Source organism: Rhizobium sp. TH2, from assembly GCF_024707525.1.
Lineage (GTDB): Bacteria > Pseudomonadota > Alphaproteobacteria > Rhizobiales > Rhizobiaceae > Rhizobium_E.
In genome coordinates this window covers 1,782,038-1,803,176 of record NZ_CP062231.1, presented here as the reverse complement: position 1 = coordinate 1,803,176, position 21,139 = coordinate 1,782,038, and the positions used below count along the sequence as shown (strand labels likewise).

General features: G+C 60.7%; 14 protein-coding genes. 4 read left to right on the top strand and 10 right to left on the bottom strand.

The genetic code is table 11. From position 1 onward, the window contains the following. Positions 1-39: 39 nt before the first annotated feature. Both IHQ71_RS09045 and aspS read right to left on the bottom strand, forming a co-directional pair. A complete protein-coding gene (locus IHQ71_RS09045; RefSeq protein WP_258161641.1) occupies positions 40-2,127 on the bottom strand; it encodes a calcium-binding protein in 2,088 nt (695 codons plus the stop codon). Between the two features lie 241 nt (positions 2,128-2,368). Further along, the gene (gene aspS, locus IHQ71_RS09040; RefSeq protein WP_258161640.1) at positions 2,369-4,177 is read right to left on the bottom strand and encodes an aspartate--tRNA ligase; all 1,809 of its coding nucleotides are present in this window, start codon (positions 4,175-4,177) and stop codon (positions 2,369-2,371) included. Positions 4,178-4,332: 155 nt separating this feature from the next. Here aspS and IHQ71_RS09035 point away from each other — a divergent pair, with 155 nt between their 5' ends. From IHQ71_RS09035 to rnd, 4 genes are all read left to right on the top strand, one after another. Further along, a complete protein-coding gene (locus IHQ71_RS09035; protein WP_258161639.1) occupies positions 4,333-5,049 on the top strand; it encodes a hypothetical protein in 717 nt (238 codons plus the stop codon). 267 nt (positions 5,050-5,316) lie between these two features. Continuing rightward, on the top strand, positions 5,317-8,802 hold the full coding sequence (locus IHQ71_RS09030) for a putative Ig domain-containing protein (RefSeq protein ID WP_258161638.1): 3,486 nt from the start codon (positions 5,317-5,319) through the stop codon (positions 8,800-8,802). A gap of 188 nt (positions 8,803-8,990) precedes the next feature. Then, positions 8,991-10,130 (top strand): MFS transporter, encoded by a 1,140-nt coding sequence (locus IHQ71_RS09025; protein WP_258161637.1) that lies wholly within the window; start codon positions 8,991-8,993, stop codon positions 10,128-10,130. An 82-nt stretch (positions 10,131-10,212) separates the two neighbouring features. Next, positions 10,213-11,379: a ribonuclease D gene (gene rnd / locus IHQ71_RS09020; RefSeq protein WP_374989971.1), complete on the top strand. Its 1,167-nt coding sequence runs from the start codon at positions 10,213-10,215 to the stop codon at positions 11,377-11,379. A 66-nt stretch (positions 11,380-11,445) separates the two neighbouring features. Here rnd and IHQ71_RS09015 read toward each other — a convergent pair whose 3' ends face one another. The 8 genes from IHQ71_RS09015 to IHQ71_RS08980 all read right to left on the bottom strand — a co-directional run bounded on the left by IHQ71_RS09015 (position 11,446) and on the right by IHQ71_RS08980 (position 21,024). Then, the gene (locus IHQ71_RS09015) at positions 11,446-12,237 is read right to left on the bottom strand and encodes a calcium-binding protein (RefSeq protein WP_258161635.1); all 792 of its coding nucleotides are present in this window, start codon (positions 12,235-12,237) and stop codon (positions 11,446-11,448) included. 270 nt (positions 12,238-12,507) lie between these two features. After that, on the bottom strand, positions 12,508-13,260 hold the full coding sequence (locus IHQ71_RS09010) for a hypothetical protein (RefSeq protein WP_258161633.1): 753 nt from the start codon (positions 13,258-13,260) through the stop codon (positions 12,508-12,510). Between the two features lie 150 nt (positions 13,261-13,410). Next, complete coding sequence (gene ppx / locus IHQ71_RS09005; RefSeq protein ID WP_258161631.1) at positions 13,411-14,937, bottom strand: exopolyphosphatase; 1,527 nt, start codon at positions 14,935-14,937, stop codon at positions 13,411-13,413. A 24-nt stretch (positions 14,938-14,961) separates the two neighbouring features. Beyond that, entirely contained in the window at positions 14,962-17,142 is a 2,181-nt protein-coding gene (locus IHQ71_RS09000) for an RNA degradosome polyphosphate kinase (protein WP_258162786.1), read from the bottom strand. 108 nt (positions 17,143-17,250) lie between these two features. Continuing rightward, positions 17,251-17,946 carry a DnaA regulatory inactivator HdaA gene (gene hdaA / locus IHQ71_RS08995; RefSeq protein WP_258161630.1) on the bottom strand — a complete coding sequence of 232 codons (696 nt, stop codon included), beginning with the start codon at positions 17,944-17,946 and terminating at the stop codon, positions 17,251-17,253. A 13-nt stretch (positions 17,947-17,959) separates the two neighbouring features. Beyond that, a complete protein-coding gene (locus IHQ71_RS08990; RefSeq protein WP_258161628.1) occupies positions 17,960-19,108 on the bottom strand; it encodes an AI-2E family transporter in 1,149 nt (382 codons plus the stop codon). A gap of 104 nt (positions 19,109-19,212) precedes the next feature. Then, positions 19,213-20,142 carry an omptin family outer membrane protease gene (locus tag IHQ71_RS08985; RefSeq protein ID WP_258161627.1) on the bottom strand — a complete coding sequence of 310 codons (930 nt, stop codon included), beginning with the start codon at positions 20,140-20,142 and terminating at the stop codon, positions 19,213-19,215. A gap of 54 nt (positions 20,143-20,196) precedes the next feature. Then, positions 20,197-21,024, bottom strand: coding sequence for a hypothetical protein (locus IHQ71_RS08980; protein ID WP_258161626.1), 828 nt, complete (start codon positions 21,022-21,024; stop codon positions 20,197-20,199). Positions 21,025-21,139 lie beyond the last annotated feature (115 nt).

Below are 21,139 nucleotides of genomic sequence, written 5' to 3'. Positions count from 1 at the left end.
GGCACAAGGGAAATCCCCGCGGGCGCCGGCTTCCGGATGTCAGAACAGGAAATCGCCCGCGTCGAGGTCCTTGATCCTGACGCCCTCCAGCGTAATCATATCACCCTGGGTGCCATTGATGACCACGTTCGTGCTCTGCTGCCTCATGTGACTGGCCTTGAGATCGGCAAAATCGATGATGGCAGCGAGGCCGGAAAGATCGATCACGTCATGATCGCCGCCCTTGGCATTGAAATCCTTGATCCTGTCGGCATCGTCATCGGTGTTGAAGACGAATGTGTCGATACCGGCTCCGCCAAACAGCGTATCCTTGCCCTTGCCGCCGGCGAGTATATCGTCGCCCTCCAGTGCCTTGAGAACATTCTTTCCCGCATTGCCCGTGAGACTGTTGGCCGTGGCGTTGCCGGTCGCCTTGATGTTCATCAGCCCGGTCAATGTCAGGTTCTCGATATCGGCCAACAAGAGCAGGCTGAATCCGACCGATGCACGCACTTCGTCGGTTCCTTGCGCCGCCAGTTCCTGAATCTGATCGCTGATGGATTCGACCACGTAAATATCGTTGCCGTCGCCGCCGATCAGCGTGTCGGCGCCGCCGCCGCCGGTAAGCGTGTCGGCGCCGTCGCCGCCCTCGAGTGTGTTGTCGCCGGAATTGCCGGTGAGGACATTGCCGAGCGCATTGCCGGTGGCATTGATATCGCCTGAACCGGTCAATGTCAGGTGCTCGATGCCGAACATGCCAGCGAGACTGAAACTGATCGATGACAGCACGGTATCGGTTCCCTGCACCGCCATTTCCTGTATCTGGTCGCCGGTGGAATCGACCACATAGATGTCATCGCCGAAGCCGCCGATCAAAATGTCGTCGCCGGCCTTGCCGTCCAGCGTGTCATTGCCGCCAAAGCCCATCAACGTTTCGTCCCAGTTGGTGCCGGCAAGGAGGTCTGCCAGTGCTCCGCCTCGGACATCGGCAGCGAAATGCCGCTGGTAGATGCCATCAGCATGGCCATCCTCGCCAAAGGACGTCCATGTCACCAACCAGCCGCCATCGGCCAGCGCCGTCACCGAGGGACTGCCCTGATCGCTCGTGGTATAGGTATTGACCCGCGTTTCCGTGCCGGATGCCACACCTTCGGCATCGTAGCGTTGCTGATAGATGCCAGTACCACTGCCATCCTGGCCATCGGACTTCCATGTCACCAGCCAGCCGCCATCGGCCAGCGTCGTCACCGAGGGAGTGGACTGATTGCCCGTGGTATAGCTATTGACGAGCGTTTCCGTGCCGGATGCCACACCACCAGCATCGTAGCGCTGCTGGTGGATGCCATACTCATCGCCATCCGGTCCGCAGGACTGCCATGTCACCAGCCAGCCGCCATCGGCCAGCACCGTCACCGAGGAAAAGGCCTGAGCGAGCGTGGTGTAGCTATTGACCTGCGTTTCCGTGCCGGATGCCGAGCCATCGGCATCATAGCGCTGCTGGTAGACGCCACTTTCCCCGCCATCCTGGCCATAAGACCACCATGTCACGACCCAGCCGCCATCGGCCAGCGCCGTCACCGAGGGAGTGGACTGATCGCTCGTAGTATAGCTATTGACCAGCGTTTCCGTGCCGGATGCCACACCACCAGCATCGTAGCGCTGCTGGTAGATGCTATAGGCACCGCCCTCCTGGCCATTGGACTGCCATGTCACCAGCCAGCCGCCATCGGCCAGCGCCGTCACAAAGGATTCGGATTGCATACCCGTGGTATAGCTGTTGACCCTCGTTTCCGTGCCGGATGCCACGCCTTCGGCATCGTAGCGCTGCTGGTAGATGCCAGCACCACTGCCATCCTGGCCTTGGGACGACCAAGTCACCAACCAGCCGCCATCAGCCAGCGCCGTCACCGAGGAAAAGGCCTGATTGCTCGTAGTATAGCTATTGACCAGCGTTTCCGTGCCGGACGTCACCCCATCGGCATCGTAGCGCCGCTGGTAGATGCCATAGAAATCGCCATCCTGGCCGAAGGACGTCCATGTCACCAGCCAGCCGCCATCGGCCAGCGCCGTCGCCGAGGAATTTTGCTGAGTGCTGGTTGTGTAGCTGTTGACCCGGTTTTCGTCGCTGGCTGTTGCCTGTGAGGACATCAATATCTCCCATTATAGATGGATCAAAGAATTGAACGGCCGACGGTAGTCGCCCCTGAAAAGGCATTAAGAATTGATTAAGCACGATTACTCGACCAATGCAACCATAGCGGTTACCGGCGGGATGCGAGATCGCCTGTTTTCTTGAATGATGCTTACGGCGAGTACCGGTGCTGCCGGAAACACAAAATCCCGGAAGTTCATACCTTCCGGGATTTCATTTTGCGCTCAAGCTATCAGCTTAGTCCTTCTTCACCGGTGGGATGACCCGAAGCGACAGCTCCATGAGCTGTTTTGGCATGGCCGGGGCCGGTGCGTTCATCAAGAGGTCCTGCGCCTGCTGGTTCATCGGGAACAGCGTGATCTCGCGCAGGTTCTTGGCGCCGACCAGCAGCATCACGACGCGGTCGATGCCGAAGGCGCAGCCGCCATGCGGAGGGGCGCCGTACTGGAAGGCGCGGTACATGCCGCCGAAACGTTCTTCCACGTCGGTCTGGCTGAGACCCACCAGCTCGAATGCCTTGACCATCAGTTCCGGCGACTGGTTGCGGATCGAGCCCGAGGCGATTTCGAAGCCGTTGCAGACCGCGTCGTACTGATAGGCCTTGATGGTAAGCGGATCCTGGCTCATCAGCGCATCCAGCCCACCCTGCGGCATCGAGAACGGGTTGTGGGCAAAGTCGACCTTCTTGTCCTCGTCATTGTATTCGAAGAATGGGAAATCGACGATCCAGCACAGCTCGAACCGGTCGCGATCGACGAGGTTCAGTTCCTCGCCGGCCTTGGTGCGCGCCTCGCCTGCAAACTTGTAGAATTTAGAGGGTTCGCCGGCCACGAAGAAGCAGGCGTCGCCCACGTCGAGACCGAGCTGGGTTCGGATGGCTTCGGTGCGCTCTTCGCCGATGTTCTTGGCGAGTGGCCCGGAACCGGCCGTCGTGCCGTCCTCTTCCTTGCGCCAGAAGATATAGCCGAGGCCCGGCTGGCCGGTCGATTGCGCCCAGGCATTCATGCGGTCGCAGAAGGCGCGCGAACCACCCGTTTTGGCCGGGATTGCCCAGACCTCGACCTTCGGGTTCTTCTCGATCATGCCGGCGAACACCTTGAAACCCGAACCGGCGAAATGCTCGGTGACGCTCTGCATCTCGATCGGGTTGCGGAGATCAGGCTTGTCGGAACCGTATTTGCGGATCGCGACATCGTAAGGAATGCGCGGCCAGTCCTTGGTCACCGGCTTGCCGTCGGCGAATTTCTCGAACACTTCGGTCATCACGGGACCCATCGTGTCCCACACGTCTTCCTGCGTCACGAAGCTCATTTCGACGTCGAGCTGGTAGAATTCGCCCGGCAGGCGGTCGGCGCGCGGGTCTTCGTCGCGGAAGCAGGGCGCGATCTGGAAATAGCGGTCGAAGCCGGCCACCATCAGAAGCTGCTTGTACTGCTGCGGCGCCTGCGGCAGCGCGAAGAACGTGCCGGGATGGATGCGCGACGGCACCAGGAAGTCGCGCGCGCCTTCTGGCGACGACGCGGTCAGGATCGGCGTCGAATATTCGCCGAAGCCGATATCGGTCATCCGGTTGCGCATGTCGGAGATGATCTGGCTGCGCTTGACGATGTTCTTGTGCAGCGTCTCGCGACGGAGATCGAGGAAGCGGTATTTCAGGCGGATGTCCTCGGGATAATCGGGCTCGCCGAACACCGGCAAGGGCAGCTCCTTGGCGGCGGAGAGCACTTCGATCTCCTGTGCGTAGAGTTCGATCTCGCCGGTCGCCATCTGCTTGTTGACGGTCTCCTCGGAGCGAGCCTTGACCAGGCCGTCGATACGGATCACCCATTCGCCGCGCACGGTCTCGGCCGCCTTGAAGGCAGGCGAATCCGGATCGACGACGATCTGGGTCATGCCGTAATGGTCGCGCAGGTCGATGAACAGCAGGCCGCCGTGGTCGCGCACGCGATGCACCCAGCCGGAAATACGCACGGTCTGGCCGACGTCGGATTTGCGGAGTGCCGCGCATGTATGGCTGCGGTAGCGGTGAAACTGTTGGTCCTGCATGTCGAATATCCTGCCGGGAATCCCGGGAAATGGGTCGTTAAAATTCGGCGGGACAAGCGCATGATGTGCCCGATTTGTCAAGGCGGGAGGGCGCGACAAGCCCAGCGCAACCCTCATCGTGTCTTGTCCGGCCAAGGCATCATGAGGATTCCACAATGGCTACGATCGTCTACGGCAAGAGACTGCCCGATTTCGACAACTTCTCCCAGTTCGACGGCAAGACGCTCGTTATCTCGAAACTCATCGACGACACATTCACCCTGAAGGACAAGGACGGCACGTCCATGGTCTTCGAAGGCGAGAACTTCGAAAAGACCCAGAACGTCATCACCGATGGCACGATAGAGAGCGCCGAGTTCTTCAACAACAAGGGCCAGCGGATTTACACATTCGACAATCTGGAGGTTGATTCCGCCGACATCTTCAAGGCATTCAGCCTGAAAAGCGACCCCTTTCGCATCCTGCATGGGCTGATGGACGGCGACGACATGGTCAGCGGTTCGGCGAAGAAGGACAGCATGTGGGGCTTTGCCGGTGACGACACGCTCAACGGCAAGGGCGGCGACGACTGGTTCTACGGCCATCGCGGCAATGACACGCTGACCGGCGGCGCCGGCGCCGATCACTTCGCCTTTCTGACCGGTTATGACAGCGACACCGTCACCGATTTCGACCTGACCGGCAAGGACCACGACTTCATCTATATGGACTATTACCTCTACGACGACATCGTCTTCACCCAGGTCGTCACGGAAGACGGAGTAAACCTCATCCTCGAACTGCCGACCGGCGACACGCTGACGTTTGAATTTGACAACGAGACGCAGGCCGCCCAGATCGAGGGCAAGGACAAGTATTTCGACTTCTTCTAAGCTGTCGCCAAGTCCAACCGGAATGCCCCCCAGAAAAAGTCAAACACACACATGCGTTTGACGCTATGAGTTTCGGCGCGGGCCTGTGCCATGGAAGCGGCGTGGGCATGCGGTGCATTTGCGGCCCTGCCGCCTTTTGCGTCATCAAGCCTTGCCGGTCACCGATGCCGGGGCAAGCGGCGCATTTGGGGGAAGACGCATGAGCAAGGTTTTGTCACGGGCGCGCGCGCCCTTCCGTCATTTCATGCGATGACGGAGGTCTGAGCCATGAGCGTGATTTCCGGCACCGAGACGCAGATCAATACCTATACGACGAGCGAACAAAGCGCGCCTCAGATCACCACGCTGACCGACGGCGGGTGGGTGGTGACGTGGATGTCTTACGGACAAGATGGTGATCTCCATGGCGTCTACCAGCAGCGATACGATGCCGATGGCACGCCGCACGACAGTGAAACGCCGGTCAATACGATAACGTCAGGAGTCCAGGTTGATCCTCAGATCGCGGCATTGGGCGATGGCGGATGGGTGGTTGTGTGGCAGAGCTCGCATGCCGACGGCAGCTATGACCTCTTCTCGCAAGCATACAAAGCCGATGGAACCCCGCTGGGTGGCGAGGCAGCGGTAAACGCGCCCACGCCGGCTAACGCGTTGAGCCAGCAGGTGGTCGCGCTCGCCGATGGCGGCTGGGTCGTGACCTGGTTGTCGCAGACGCCAGACGTTGACGAATTCAGCTTCCACCAGCAATCCTATAATGCCGACGGCACGATCCGCAGTGCGGATGCGCAGGTCAACAGTCACCCGCTGTCTTATTCTGACGGAAGTTCTGACGTCCATCGGACAACGGCACTTGCCGACGGCGGCTGGGTTGTAAGCTGGAGTCACTATGACCCGGCCACTTCGACAGCCAGCCTTGTTCAACAAGCCTATAACGAAGACGGCTCCGCGCACGCAACCGAGACGCTGGTCACGACCCATTTCGACAGAGACCTGCAGATCACTTCCCTTACCGATGGCGGCTGGATTACGACATGGCGCGGAACAGGAGACGCCGACGGCCTCGGCATATACCAGCAACGCTATGACAGCGATGGTATCGCGGCCAGCGATGCCATGCTGGTCAACACCGATGTGCCACCCGTACAGTCCGACCCTTCCATCAACGCCCTGCCCGGCGGCGGGTGGGTCGTGGCGTGGCTAACGCTTGGCCAAGACGGTGCCATTTACCAGCAGGCCTACAGCGCCGACGGGACACCGCTCGGCACCGAGATGATGGTCAATGTCACGAATGCATCGAATGAGTATGATCCGATCGTCACGGCGCTTGTCGATGGCAGTTGGGTGGTGACATGGGCTTACGGCGAAGACGGCGCCGGCGCCGGCGTCTTCCAGCAAGCCTTCAATCCCGATGGCAGCCGCCACGGAACGGAACTTCGCGTCAACGACTATACGACGGGAAATCAATACGATGCCCAGGTGACCGCACTGCCCGATGGCGGCTGGGTGGTGACATGGCACTCCGGTAGCCAGGACGGCGACGGCTTCGGCGTCTACCAGCGCGTTTTTCATATCGACGATCATCCGCCGGCCACGATGGAAGGGATCGCCAACCAGACAGCGCCCGAGGATGCGCCCTTCACGTTTCAGATCCCGGCGGACCTGTTTTCCGATTTCGAGGGCGACGCCTTCACCTATAGCGCACTGGTCAACGGCACCGACCTGCCGGACTGGCTGCATTTCGATGACGCGACACGCACCTTCACCGGCACGCCTGCCAACGGCGACGTCGGGCCGCTCACCGTCACGGTCATCGTATCATCGAATAACGGCGCACAGACATCCAATACCTTCGTCATCAATGTGACCAACACCAATGATGCGCCGCAGCTTGGCGGCGCGATCGCGTCGGGCTCTGCCATCGAAGACAGTCCTTTCACCTTCACCTTCGCCGCAAACCACTTCTTCGACGTGGATGTCGGCGACACGCTGACCTATAGCGCGACCAGCGCCGATGGCTCCGCCCTGCCGGACTGGTTGGATTTCGACCCCGCAACGCGCACCTTCTCCGGCACGCCTCTCAATGGCGATGTCGGCACGCTCACGGTCAAGGTCATTGCGTCGGACGGGTCGCTCAGCGCCTCCACGACATTCGACATCGTGGTCGAAAACACCAATGATGCGCCTGTGGCCATTCCGTTCACGCCGCCGACGGTCATGGAAGACATCCCGTTCAGTTTCAGCATCGCCGGTGCCTTCACCGACGCCGATCTCGGCGATACGCTGAGCTATGAAGTACTCGATTACCCTGCATGGATGACGTTCGACGCAAGCACCGGTACCATCTCCGGCGCGCTTGGCAATGAGTATGTCGGCATAGTCTCCATCACGGTCAGGGCTTCGGATGGCGACGTTACCGTCGATAACACGTTCGAGCTCGTGGTCGAAAACACCAATGACGCGCCGACATCCTCCGGCTCGCTCGGCGAGCAAGATGTGTTTGAGGACAGCGAACTTAACTTCACTTTCGACGCCGACATGTTCGTGGATCAGGATATCGGCGACACGTTGACTTATTCGGCGACGCTGGAAGATGGTTCCGATTTGCCAGATTGGCTGGACTTCGACCCCGCTACGAGAACCTTCTCGGGCACGCCTAATAACGGTGATGTCGGAACGCTTTCGATCAAGCTCACGGCCTCGGACGGCGCGCTCAGTGCGTCGAGGACGTTCGACCTCTGGGTTCGCAACACCAACGATGCGCCGGTTGTCAGCCAGACGATCGACAATCAGGTCGTCTACGAGGACAGCCCGTTCACGCTGGCATTGCAGCCGGGCACGTTCGTCGATGTCGATCTGGGCGACACGCTGACCTATTCCGCGACGATGGAAGACGGGAACAGCTTGCCGGAATGGCTTATCTTCGACGCTGTCACCGGCACGTTCACGGGTACGCCGCTCGATGCCGATGTCGGATCTTTCGCCATATTCGTCACCGCCTGGGATGGATCACTGGGTGTAACAACGTCCTTCACCCTCACCGTCAACAATGTCAACGATGCGCCCACCGGCCTCGACAAGACCGTCACAACGCTGGAAGACACCGCCTACACCTTCTCGGCTGCCGATTTCGGCTATGCCGACACCGAGAACAACGGCTTCAAGGAGATCATCGTCTCCGCCCTGCCCGGCTCCGGCGAACTCAAGCTCGGCGGCGTCGTGGTGGAAGCCGGCGATCATATCGCCGTGGCCGATCTCGCCACGCTGACGTGGCTGGCCGACAAGGACGCCTATGGCGACGGCCTCGACGCCTTCAGCTTCCAGGTGGTGGACGATGGACAGACCGCCCATGGCGGTTCCGACACTGACGCGACGCCTGATGTCATCAGCTTCGATGTCGATGAAGTCACCGACATCTATACCGGCGGCAACGGCGAGGACAACTTTACCGGCACCACAGCGCACGACGTGTTCAACGGCAAGGGCGGCCGGGACAAGCTGACCGGCGATCTCGGCTCGGATACGTTCTTCTTCGGCAGGAAATACGGCCGCGACACGATCACCGATTTCGAGGCATCCGGAGTCGATCACGACATCGTCGATCTGTCCAAGCTCAAGGGCTTCGACAATCTCAAGGACGTCAAGGCGGCGCTCGAAAAGCACGGCTCCGACGTCTGGCTCGAAGCCGGCAAGGACGTGCTGGTCCTCGAGGATGTCAACATCAAGCATCTCGGCAAGGGCGATTTCATGTTCTGATCGACGACGGAAGGTTGACCGCACGATGAACACCGAGGCATAGGCGCGCCCCATCCGCAAATATTCCGCACCCTAGCCTGCACATAATTTGACCTGATATGCCGGATTCGGACGGACTTTGGCGGCATTTGCCGCTAGGAATAGATCGAGGCCGATTCAGGCCGTCTTCTCCCGCGCGTAATCCTTGCATGAACAAGCTCACATCCCTCATCCCGCTTCTCGCCTCGGCCGCGCTTCTGATGTTCGGCAACGGGCTGCAGGGCACGCTGATCGCCTGGCGGGCGTCGTCGGAGGGCTTTCCGCCGTGGCTGATCGGGCTGATCACCGCAGCCTACTATCTCGGCTTCGCGCTCGGCTGCTTCCACATCACGCATCTGCTCCGTCAGGTCGGCCATATCCGTGCCTTCTCGGCGATGGCGGCGATCTCGACGGCGACGATCATCCTGGCGGGCCTGGTCGTCGATCCGTGGCTGTGGACCATCCTCCGGCTGATCAGCGGCTATTGCCTGGCCGTTCTCTTCGCTGTCATCGAGAGCTGGCTCAATTCCAAGGTCGACAATGCCATCCGTGCGCGCACGCTGTCGGTCTATCGCTATGTCGATCTCGCGGCGAACACGTCGGCGCAGTATTTCCTGCCGTGGTTCGGCGGTACGTCCTTCATACTGTTCGGCATATCGGCGATCGCGCTGTCGCTGTCGCTGACGCCGATCTCGCTCGCCGACAAGTCGAGCCCTTCGCCACCCGACCATGTCAATTTCGACATGAAATATCTGTGGCTGACCTCGCCGCTCGCCGCTGTCGGCTGCTTCGCCGTCGGCATGACCAACACCGTCTATCGCTCACTCGGGCCGGTCTACTGCCTGGAGCTCGGCTTCGACACCACGGTCACCGCATGGTTCCTCGCCGCCAGCATCATATCGGGCGTCGTGCTGCAATATCCGTTCGGCCACTATTCCGACCGAAAGGACCGGCGCACGGTGATCATGGTGGCGACCGCCGGCGGCATGCTGGCGAGCCTGCTGCTGTTCTTCTTCGCCGGCAACAGCATCTTCCTCAATATCGCGGGCGTCTTCCTGCTCGGTGCATTTTCGATGCCGCTCTATTCGATGTGTTCGGCGCATGCCAACGATCGGGCCGGCCCCGGCGAGTTCGCCACCATCACTGCGGCGCTACTTTTCTACTGGGCGGCCGGCGCCGTGATCGGCCCCTGGCTTGCCGCATCGATAATGGGCTGGTTCGGTCCGAAGTCGATGTTTGCCTTCACGGCCGCGACGCAGGCGATATTTCTCGCCTATACGTTGACACGCAAGCTGCAACGCCCTGCATAAAATGCGGGCAAAGCTTCCGCCGAGCCTTGATTTTTGCCCGCCATAAGCGGAAGAACATGAAAACAATACGGACTCTGTATTTATGAAGATCATTCTCAAGACCGAGGAACTCGCCGAGGCCTGCGAAATATTTGCCCGGCACGACTATGTCGCGGTCGATACCGAATTCCTGCGCGAGACGACGTTCTGGCCGCAGCTCTGCCTGATCCAGCTTTCGGGGCCTGATCTCGACGCCATCGTCGATCCGCTCGCACCCGGCATCGATCTCGCCCCGTTCTTCAAGCTGATGGCCGACGCGTCCGTCACCAAGGTGTTTCACGCGGCGCGGCAGGATATTGAAATCATCTTCAACCGCGGCGGGCTGATCCCGCATCCGATCTTCGATACGCAGGTGGCCGCCATGGTCTGCGGTTTCGGCGACTCGGCGTCGTACGACACGCTGGTCCAGCGCATCGTCAACGTCCAGCTCGACAAGTCGTCGCGCTTCACCGACTGGAGCCATCGTCCGCTGTCGGAAAAGCAGCTCGATTATGCCATCGCCGATGTCACGCACCTGAAGGACGTCTATCTCCATCTCAAGGGCGAGCTCGAGCGCGAGGGGCGCACCGAGTGGCTGGCCGAGGAAATGTCGGTTCTCGAATCCCGCGAGACCTACGACCTGCACCCCGATGACGCCTGGCAGCGGCTGAGGATGCGGGTACGCAAGCCGATCGAGCTGGCGATCCTCAAGAATATCGCCGCCTGGCGCGAGCGCGAAGCCCGTTCCCGCGATGTGCCGCGCGGCCGCGTGCTGAAGGACGATGCGGTCTTCGAGATCGCCCAGCAGCAGCCCAAGGACACCGAAGCGTTGGCTCGTCTCCGCACCATTCCCAAGGGCTATGAACGCTCGCAGAATGGCGCGGCGATCCTCGGCGCGGTCAATGCGGCGCTCGCCATCCCGAAGGCGGACCTTCCGCGCATTCCGCGCTCGGGCAGTGCGCCCGAAGGCAGCGGCGCGGCCGTGGAAATGCTGAAAGTCCTGCTCAAGCTGATCGCCGAAAAGAACGGCGTGGCCTCCAAGATCATCGCGTCCGGCGACGATCTCGACGCCATTGCGTCCAAGGGCGAGGAAGCCGAAGTCGCGGCCCTGCACGGCTGGCGGCGCGAACTCTTCGGCGAGCCTGCCCTGAAGCTCATCCAGGGCGAGATGGCGCTACGCTTCGTCAACCGCAAGGTCGATGTCGTCGAGTTTTCGCTCGCCGCCGAATAAGCCAAAATTCACGGAAAAAAGGGCCTGGCGGACGACCGCCAAGCCCTTGTTTCATTCTATCTCGTCTTAGAACTGGAAGTCCGAGGCGTCGAGCTGCTTGGTGGTTACGCCGTGCAGGATGATCTGATCGGCACCGTCGAGATCGATCACGACATCGGACTTTCCCTGCCTGGAAATGTCGAGGTCCTTGAACCGCAGCTCCTTGTCGCCGCCGAAATACTCGGAAAGGTCGATCGTGTCGTGGCCCTTGCCGACAAAGTTGAAGCCCGTGACATCGTCGATGCCATCGCCCCTGTGGAAGATCAGGGTGTCGGCACCGATCTTGTCGTTAATGCTGTCGTCGCCCTGGCCGGCGTCGAACGTGTCGTTGCCCTTGCCGCCCAGCAATTCGTCCGCACCCGCGCCGCTGAACAGGAAGTCGTTGCCGTCGAGGCCGTTCAGCTTGTCGTCGCCATTGGCCGTATAAAGATCATTTGCGGCATTGTTGCCGGTAATCTGATAGTCGCTGTTTGCGAGATACTTCGCAAGCGCCTTGAAACTGTGCAGTTGATCCGCACCGATCTCCAGTCCAGAAATCTGGAAGGCAACCTTGCCGTTATCGACCACCTTGTAGCTGGCGACCGATTCGACGTTGTCGAGCAAGGTCTCGGTTTCCTGGTCCACGGGGTCTTCCGCGTTGAATTGACCCTTCAATTCTACATAGTCATTCTTGCCGGAATAGAAGCGTACGCTGTCGAGCGCTTCCCCGGTGCCTTCCTGAAACGCAACCTCGAAGTTTGCGCCAGTAAACGCCTGGAACACGAAGTTCGAGACATTGAAGTCCGAGGCGCCAGCAGCGCCGAAAGTAACGTTGATCATTTTTTTCACCCCTGATTACCCACCGCTTTGGTGTTGAGATGAACTTACCGCTCAAAGCTGAAATTTCCGTGAGACAGTACAGTTAAGAAGCGGTAATTTGGCGGCGCACTATTCGGAATGGCAAATATTTTACGAACAAAACTATCTAGATCTTGCAGTCCTGGATATTGTCAATTCGTAAGGGATATACTGGAAAACAAGCAAAACGCGAAATAGAAATAGCGCCGGCCTTTGAGTGAGACCGGCGCCGATGCTAAACAGGATGTTGTGTCAGAACAGGAAATCCGACGCGTCGAGATTTGCCAGCGCCACATTCTTGAGCGTCATCGTGTCGCCGTCGCCAAGGTCGAGGACGACATTCTTGCCGACCTGCTCGAGCGACAGATCCTCGAAAGAGGCAACACTATCGACAGCGGTGAGATCGATGATCTCGTGAGCCCTGCCCTTTGCGATGAAGTCCATGACCGTGTCGGCGCCATCGCCGGTCGCGAAGACGAATGTGTCGATGCCCCGCCCGCCGGTCAGCAAATCGTTGCCGATCCCCCCCGTAAGGACATCGTTGCCGTCGTCGCCGAAAAGCCTGTCGTTTCCAGCCAGGCCGATGAGGCCGTCATTGCCTGCCATGCCGTGGATGAGATCGTTGCGCGCGGCGCCGAGGATCTCGTTGCCGAATGCATTGCCCTTGACCGTATAGTTCTGCTCGACGAGCCACTGCTTGGGGCTGAAGTCGTCGTTGCCGATTTCCCTGCCCGTCAGGTCGAGATTGCCCGCATGATAGATCTGCCGGCCGTTCTCGACCACGGTGATCCCGTCGAGCGCCCGGATCATCTCGTCGATACCCTTGCCGAAGCCGAACTTGAATTCGCCTTCGAGGACGACGTAATTGTTCTTGTCCTGGGAGATCTTCAATTCGTCCCGGCCAACCGAAATGTCGGGGCCGTCTTCCATCAAGCCTTTCAGCTTGATATCCGCAACGTCGAAATCGTAAATCTTTGCTCTGCCGCCAAGCGTGACGCTAACCATTGATGCCCCCGGTCGTCTGTTGAGCGGGATCATGGGGGCAATTGGTTACCAAATATCGTCCGCTTCGGCGACGAATAATCGCAGATAAAATTTAGGCTTTACAGAATCTTATGGCGATCGGTTAATGTCTAATTATGAGACGGCGGCAAGCTATTCGAACCGGAATGCCAGCTTCTTGCCGGTGAGCTTGGAAAGCTGCTGCAGCCGTCCCTCGATGCGCTCGCCGCTGAAGGCCGAATATTCGTGCGGCACGACGAATTCGAGGTCGAGACCGCTTTGCGGGATCTTCGGCGCCTCGAAGCGGAGGTGCCGGACGATCCCAGGCATCGAGGCCGAGAAGACATAGGCAACGCGCAACAGCCCGCCGAGCAGCTTTGCCAGTTCCAGCAGCCGCGGCGTGGCAATCGTCGAGAGTTCATCCGTCTCGTGGTCGTCGCTCAGCCCCTCGAAGCGATAGTAGTTGGCCAGCGCGATGAACGCCCTACCCGGATGAGTGATCCCGATAAAGGCGCCATGCGCGATCAGGTTGAGCGCCTGCAGGCCGCGATAATCCGGATGGGCACGCCAGCTGATATCGGCGAGCAGGCAGGCCGCCTGTCGGTAGCGCCCCTCCTCCACCGTCTCGCGGATACCGAAGGCCGGAACCATTTGACCGGTCCAGGTCGCAAGCTCGCGGGCATGTTCGGGCGAGCGGGCACGCAGGACGGCCAGTTCGCGCGCCGCCGACAGCAGCGGATCCTGCGCCTTTTCAGCTTCTGGCAGCAGCGAATAGAGATAGCCCTCGCGCACGCCCTGCTGCGAGAAGGAGACGCGCGACGGCTTCATTTCCGCCAGCACCTCGCGCATGGCGACGGCGCCATAGGGCAGCAGCGCGCGGCGCGAACGGGAAACCGATTGATAGGCCGGCTCCTTCTGTTCCTTGTTGCGGATCACCTCGTCAAGGAAGACCATCGCTTCGTCGAGGCCAAGGCGGTAGTCCTGGACCATATGTAGCGGATAGTTCCTGAGTTCCATGTGGAGCTTGGCGAGAGCGCGCCAGGTGCCACCGACAGCATAGAAGGTACGCCCCTCACCCTCTTTCAGGAAATCAACGCCGCGCAGGAGCTTGCGCGTATGATTGGCCGCCTTGGTGAGCGAGCCGCCCGAGAACTCCGACAGCCGCAATCCGCCGAGCGGCGTCGTCAAGCCTGTGCCGTGCCCCTTGCCGCGCACATCGACCAGTTCGAGCGAGCCGCCACCGAGGTCGCCGACGATGCCGTCGGCGTCGAAATAGCCGCTGACGATGCCGAGCGCGGAGAAATGCGCCTCTTCCTCGCCGGAGAGGACCCGTATCTTCTGCCCAAGGATCAGTTCGGCCTGCCGGATGAATTCGGGGCCGTTCTTCGCCTCACGGGCTGCGGCCGTGGCGATGGCGAACATGGTGCGCGACCGTGCCTGCGTAGCCAGCGCCCTGAACCGCTTGAGCGCGGTCAGCGCGCGTTCCACGCTCTGCGCATCCATGTTGCCGGTCTGCGCCAGCCCCTTGCCGAGGCCGCACATGACCTTCTCGTTGAACAGCATGGTGGGGGCGCGGTTGAGCCCCTCATAGATCACGAGCCTGACCGAATTGGATCCGATATCGACGATCGACACCGGCTCTATGCCGGGCAACCGTCCCTGGGCTTCAGATTCTACCATGAGATACCGAATTCAGCGCTTCTGTCATTTCCGGCCGGAGGATGGGAACCTGCCGGCGATCAGTTTCGGCGCGCTCGATTTCAATGCTTCGCCGCGTCCGGAGAGCGACGGATTGGTCATGAAATAGAGCTGCGCGTTAAAGGGTTCCTCTCCTTCGCGTACGGTTACGCGTCTGGAAGTGCCGTCGGGAAGTATCTCGTAGGACTGCTGGTTGTCAATCAGGTTGGCCAGCATGATCTGGGACAGCACCTGCTCATGCACAGTCTTGTTGACCAGCGGCACAAGCGTCTCGACGCGCCGGTCGAGGTTGCGCGGCATCATGTCGGCCGAGCCGATATAGACCAGCGCCTTCTCGTGCGGCAGGCCGAAACCATTGCCGAAGCAGAAGATCCGGCTGTGCTCCAAGAAGCGGCCGACGACGGAACGCACCCAGATGTTTTCCGACAGCCCTTCGACCTGGGGCCTCAGGCAGCAGATGCCGCGCACCACGAGTTCCACCTTCACCCCGGCGGCGCTGGCATCGTAAAGCGCGTCGATGATCTCAGGATCGACCAGCGAATTCATCTTCATCCAGATCGCCGCGGGCTTGCCCGCCCTGGCATGCACGATCTCCTCGCGGATGTGCTGGAGAATGCGCGGGCGCAGCGTATTGGGCGACATCGCTATTTTCATGCCCGCTTCCGGCTCGCCATAGCCGGTGATGAAGTTGAAGATGTTGGCCATGTCGTGGGCAATGACCGGATTGCAGGTGAAGTAGCTGAGGTCGGTGTAGATCTTGGCGGTCACCGGGTGATAATTGCCGGTGCCGAGGTGGCAATAAGTCCTGAGCCGCCCGTCCTCGCGGCGCACGACCATGCTCATCTTGGCATGGGTCTTGAGTTCGATGAAACCGAACACGACCTGTACGCCGGCGCGTTCGAGGTCGCGCGCCCAACGTATATTGGCCTCCTCGTCGAACCGCGCCTTGAGCTCGACAAGTGCTGTCACCGACTTGCCGGCCTCTGCGGCATCGGCGAGCGCCCGCACGATCGGGCTGTCGTTGGAGGTGCGGTAGAGCGTCTGTTTGATCGCCACGACATCTGGGTCACGCGCGGCCTGGATCAGGAACTGCACCACCACGTCGAAGCTCTCGTAGGGATGGTGGACGATCATGTCCTTCTCGCGGATCGCAGCGAAACAGTCGCCGGCATGCTCGCGTACCCGTTCCGGATGGCGGGCATTGTAGGAGGCGAAGCGCAGGTCGTCGCGCGGCGCCTTGGCGATTTCCGAGAGCGCATCGAGCGCTAGGAAGCCGGGCAGAACCGCAGTGCGGTTTTCCGGCACGCCGAGTTCATGGGTGACGAAGTTCCGCAACGATTGCGGCATCTCGCTATCGGTCTCGATGCGGATCACCGAACCGCGACGGCGGCGCTTGAGCGCACTTTCGAAGAAGCGGACCAGGTCTTCGGCCTCTTCCTCGACTTCGATATCGCTGTCGCGGATGATGCGGAACGTGCCCGAACCCTCGACCTTGTAGCCCGGGAACAGTTTGGTGATGAAGGCCTCCACCGCGTCTTCCAGGGTGATGTAGCGCAGCGTGCCCTTCTGGTCGGGCAGCTTGATGAACCGGTCGAGCGCTTGCGGCAGGCGGATCAGCGCCGTCATCGGCTCCTTGCCCAAAAGGCTCGACAGCTGCAGCGCGATCGAGAAGCCGAGATTGGGAATGAACGGAAAGGGATGGGCGGGATCGATGCTGAGCGGCGTCAGTACCGGAAAGATCGCCTCGTCAAATTCCTTTTCGAGCCACTTGCGGTCTTCCTTCGAGAGCGCGCCGGGCCGGACGATCAATATATCCTCGCGGGCGAGATATTGCTGCAGCACGGCGAGTGCCGCCTGCTGCTCCATCTGAAGGTTGTTGATTTCCCTCAGGATCTGTTCGAGCTGCTCGGCCGGTGTCAGCCCGTCGGGGCTCTTGACGGCGATATTGGCGCGCACCTGGCCTTCGAGCCCGGCGACGCGCACCATGAAGAATTCGTCGAGATTGTTGGCGGAGATCGACAGGAACCGCACCCGCTCGAGCAGCGGGTGGTTGACGTTGAGCGTCTCTTCAAGGACCCGCCGGTTGAACTGAAGCCAGGAGAATTCGCGGTTGATGAAGCGGTCCGGGCTCTCGCGGATGTCAGGCGCGGAGGCCGCCTGCGGCTGTGGCTCCACCGGCATTTCCATCGCTATCAGCCCGCCTGCACCAGCTTCCATCCCGCCATCTCCATACAAGTATTCAATAAAAGCAATCCGGCCCTGAATTATTACAGAATGACGACAGTTCCGTGACAGTCAATCGTCTTCGCGCTCGGAAAGCGCGCCCATCACCTCGGCTGCCAGCGCGCGCGAAATCCGCGTGCCCCGCGACAGCGCCAGCGTATCGAGCCGCTCGACGATCGTCTGCGCGGCGGCCAGCGAACGCTCCATGCGCGAGACGATATAGGCGATCAGTTTGTCATCGACCTGCAATTGCCGGTCGGCGAACAGCTTGACCAGTATCTGCGACAGCAACATGTCATCGGGCGCACCGATCTCGACCGTGGTCGCCGCCTTCAGCCGCGAGACGAGGTCCGGAAGTTTTACTCCCCAGGCGAGCGGCCAGATCCGCGCCGTGATCAGCAGGCTGGTGCCGGCCGAACGCACCGCGTTGATCAGGTGGAACAGTTCGGTCTCGTCGAAGCCGTCGCGATCGGCATCCTCTATCAGCACCGGCCCCTCTCCCGCAGCCTCGACGGCGCCGGAGCCAGCCACCGGCCGCACGGCCTTCGCGCCGCTCTTCCTGCGCCAGACCTGGGCGAGATGCGACTTGCCCGAGCCCTCGGGCCCGGTGATGATGACCACCGGCGACGCCCAGTCCGGCCAGCGGTCGATGATCGAGGCGGCCGCACTCACCGGATCGGAGATCACGAGATCGTCGCGCCCGGTCGCCGCGTCATGGCGCAGGTCGAGCGGCAGTTGCTCCGGCTTTGCGGCTCTGGTGGCTTTCATGCGAGCAAGCCTATCACTTTTCCTTGACGATCAGGATAGTCGCGTCCTCGGCAATGATCTGCGGCTTGTCGGCATCCGGCATGGCGTCGCCATGATAGAGGTCACTGTCGAGATAGCGCGATAGCGCGTAGCGCACCAGCACCGCGATGCAGGCCGAGACGGGCACCGCCACCAGCAGGCCGACGAAGCCGAACAGCGAGCCAAAGGCCAGCAGCGCGAACATCAGCCATACCGGATGAAGCCCGATACGCTCGCCGATCAGCTTCGGCTGCAGTACATAGCCGTCGATGATCTGGCCGACGAAGAAAATCGCGGCGATCAGCCCGATCCAGGGATAATCCGGCCAGAACTGGACGAGCGCCACGCCCACCGACAGCACCAGTCCGAGCAGCGAACCGACATAGGGAATGAAGGATACCAGCCCCGACACGATGCCGATCAGCAGACCGAAATTCAAGCCCGCCAGCGACAGGCTGCCACCGTACAACACCGCCAGGACGATGCAGATCGTGCCCTGGCCGCGCACGAAGCCGGCGATCGCATGATCCATCTCGCCGGCAAGCCGCCGCACCACATCAGTCCAGTCGCGCGGCACCCAGCGATCGACCTTGGCAATCATCTTGTCCCAGTCGAGGAGCAGGTAGAAGGCAACCACCGGCGTAATCACCAGCAGCGACAGGATATCGACCAGCGCCTTGCCCGAGGCCCAGATCTGCACGAAGACGCCGGCGATGAACGTAGCGCCCTCGCCGATATACTTGCCGACATTTTCCTTGAGCGTACCCATCTGACCCTTCAGCCAGTCGGGCACGAGTGTCGAATTGGTCTCCGCGAGAATGCCCTGCAGCGAGGTCACGTAACCCGGCACGTTCTTGGCAAAATCGGCGGCCTGGCTCGCGAGAAGGGGCACGATGATCATCAGCGCGATCGTCAGCAGGATGACGAAGGACATGAGGATCACCGAGGTCGCCGCCATGCGCGAAAAACCCCAGCGCTGCAGCCGGTCGGCGACCGGATCGAGGAAATAAGCGAGCGCCATGCCCGCCACGAAGGGCAGCAGGATCGAGGAGAACAGCATCAGGAAGCCGATGAAGGCAGCCAGCACGAGAAGCCAGAAGTATATCTGGCGGCGCAGGCTCCTGCCCGAGATATGAGTGGTCATCGGTCGTCGCATCCCCGTGAATTGCGTCATGGCAATATGACGGGGATGGAGGGGTGGTCAAGGGTGCGACATCTTGTGATCGGTCAAACGCCGTGTACACAAGTTCAGAACCTCCCCCTCAGCCCGAGCGACACGGTCACGGATTGATAATCCGCGCCGGCGCCATCGGGAAATTTGTGTTTGTCGCCGGTGAGTTTGTCGATCTCGTCGGTATCCGCCCGGGTCCTGAACATATGGTCGAACGATCCCGAGAGATAGAAGGCGGTGTCCGGCCGGAATTCGTATTCGGCCGATGCCGAGATCATGACGGCCGGCGTCGTGTCGAAATGGTCGATGAAGCGCAGGTCGCGCATCCAGTGGTCGTCGGTGCCGTCGGCATTGACCGCGATGCCGCCCTGCAGCGCGCTGCCGAATGTCCAGGCGCCTTCGGTATGGCTGAGATTGACGCCGAGATACGGCACCGGCCATTGCTGCTGGTAGGAAATGCCCTTCTCGCCATCCGGGAATTTGCCCCGGTCGGCGCGGAAGCCGGTGTCGGAATAGACGTAGGAGCCGCCATAGGCCGACCATTTGACGTCGGTATATTTGAAGCCGCCGCCGAGCGAGACCGCCGTGCCGTCGTAGGAGAGGACCTCGCGGCCAGCCTCGAGGCCGAGCGCGAAATAGTGGTCGAGACGCGTGTCGGGATGCTGCGAGCGGTGGGTCCAGGGGCCGCCCGGATTGAACCAGTCGTAATCGGCCATGTAGCCATCGCCGCCGAAGCCAATCGTGCCGATTGCCTTCAAATAGAAAGATTTGTCGAGCGCGAATGTCGCGTCACCCGTGAAAGTGCTGATGCCCTGGCTTTTCCAGATCAGCTGCGAGACCTTCGCCTTGCCCTCCCAGACCAGCTCATTGGCCTTGACGGCGGTGATGCCGTAGCTGCCGCGGAAGATCACCGTGCCATCGGCCGATGAGAGCAGCATGTCGCCCGCCTGCGATGCGACCGGTGCTGAAACTAGCGTCATGCAGGCGGCCAATGCGCGAAAATTCATGGCGAATCTCTCCAAATCACCGGGAGTTCGAGGATATCACCGATTGGAGAGGCTTCAACGGGTGCTGGCAGTCACTTCGGATGCCCGCACAAGGCTGGCGTAAGCCGCGGACGCCGAAACCCGGACCATCGGCGTGCCACGGTCCAGCTTGGAGGCGACCGACAGCGCGGTGATGCTGCAATTGCCCGATTTCTTGCGCATGGCGGCACAGGTATCGGCGACATCCTGGTAGATGCGCTGGCGCAGGCCCCCGGCCTTCTCGAAATAGACGCGTGAGGAAGTCGCGGCCTTGCCGGGGCTCGATTTGGTCACCAGGAATTCATAGGACATCGTGGGATCGACGGTGCCGAGCTTGCTCTTTTCGGCGAAGGCGAGCTGCAACTGGTATTCGTAGGCATTGGTGCCGAGCGCGCGGCCCGTCGCGGACATCACGGTGCAACTGCCGGCGAGCGTCTCGAGCATGGCGGCGCATTCGGCCTCGCCCATGTCGTTGATCTTCTCGGAGGCGGCATTGAGGAGCTGATCGTCGGTGAATGTCTTGCCGGATTTCAGCTTCTTCTCGCCGAGCGGCTGCTGGATGGTGACGATCACCCGGCGTTCGGCAACCATGTCGTCATGGACTTCCATGAGCTTGTAGGCGAACTGGTTGGCGGGGCTCTTCAGGCTTTCCGGATCGACATTGGCGTTGAGCCTGGCGGCCGCGATCTTCCACTCGTTCTCCTTGATCGCGATATCGTTGCCGAGCTGGGTCAGGTGATAGGCGTTGTAGATCTGCAGGAAGAGCAGCACGACGAAGGGAATGACGATGAACGTGGCCAGCGCCACGAGGAAAAGCTGCTGTCCCTTGGGCAATACAGTCCATATGGACACGAGTTTCCGCATGACGATCCCTTTGAATATAATCCCATTGGCGGGCAACGCCGTTAAATTGATCTTAACGCGGGATTCTGGGGCGGGGATGAATGCGGGGGCGGTTTATTTGCGGTCAGCGGATTGG

What these genes read in the sequence shown, in the direction of transcription:
- ppx (WP_258161631.1), bottom strand. Translation starts at nt 14,937, where the DNA reads ATGGTAGAATCTGAAGCCCAGGGACGGTTGCCCGGCATAGAGCCGGTG.
- hdaA (WP_258161630.1), bottom strand. Translation starts at nt 17,946, where the DNA reads ATGAAAGCCACCAGAGCCGCAAAGCCGGAGCAACTGCCGCTCGACCTG.
- IHQ71_RS09010 (WP_258161633.1), bottom strand. Translation starts at nt 13,260, where the DNA reads ATGGTTAGCGTCACGCTTGGCGGCAGAGCAAAGATTTACGATTTCGAC.
- IHQ71_RS08990 (WP_258161628.1), bottom strand. Translation starts at nt 19,108, where the DNA reads ATGACCACTCATATCTCGGGCAGGAGCCTGCGCCGCCAGATATACTTC.
- aspS (WP_258161640.1), bottom strand. Translation starts at nt 4,177, where the DNA reads ATGCAGGACCAACAGTTTCACCGCTACCGCAGCCATACATGCGCGGCA.
- IHQ71_RS09035 (WP_258161639.1), top strand. Translation starts at nt 4,333, where the DNA reads ATGGCTACGATCGTCTACGGCAAGAGACTGCCCGATTTCGACAACTTC.
- IHQ71_RS09025 (WP_258161637.1), top strand. Translation starts at nt 8,991, where the DNA reads ATGAACAAGCTCACATCCCTCATCCCGCTTCTCGCCTCGGCCGCGCTT.
- IHQ71_RS09045 (WP_258161641.1), bottom strand. Translation starts at nt 2,127, where the DNA reads ATGTCCTCACAGGCAACAGCCAGCGACGAAAACCGGGTCAACAGCTAC.
- IHQ71_RS09030 (WP_258161638.1), top strand. Translation starts at nt 5,317, where the DNA reads ATGAGCGTGATTTCCGGCACCGAGACGCAGATCAATACCTATACGACG.
- IHQ71_RS09000 (WP_258162786.1), bottom strand. Translation starts at nt 17,142, where the DNA reads ATGGAAATGCCGGTGGAGCCACAGCCGCAGGCGGCCTCCGCGCCTGAC.
- IHQ71_RS08985 (WP_258161627.1), bottom strand. Translation starts at nt 20,142, where the DNA reads ATGAATTTTCGCGCATTGGCCGCCTGCATGACGCTAGTTTCAGCACCG.
- rnd (WP_374989971.1), top strand. Translation starts at nt 10,213, where the DNA reads ATGAAGATCATTCTCAAGACCGAGGAACTCGCCGAGGCCTGCGAAATA.
- IHQ71_RS08980 (WP_258161626.1), bottom strand. Translation starts at nt 21,024, where the DNA reads ATGCGGAAACTCGTGTCCATATGGACTGTATTGCCCAAGGGACAGCAG.
- IHQ71_RS09015 (WP_258161635.1), bottom strand. Translation starts at nt 12,237, where the DNA reads ATGATCAACGTTACTTTCGGCGCTGCTGGCGCCTCGGACTTCAATGTC.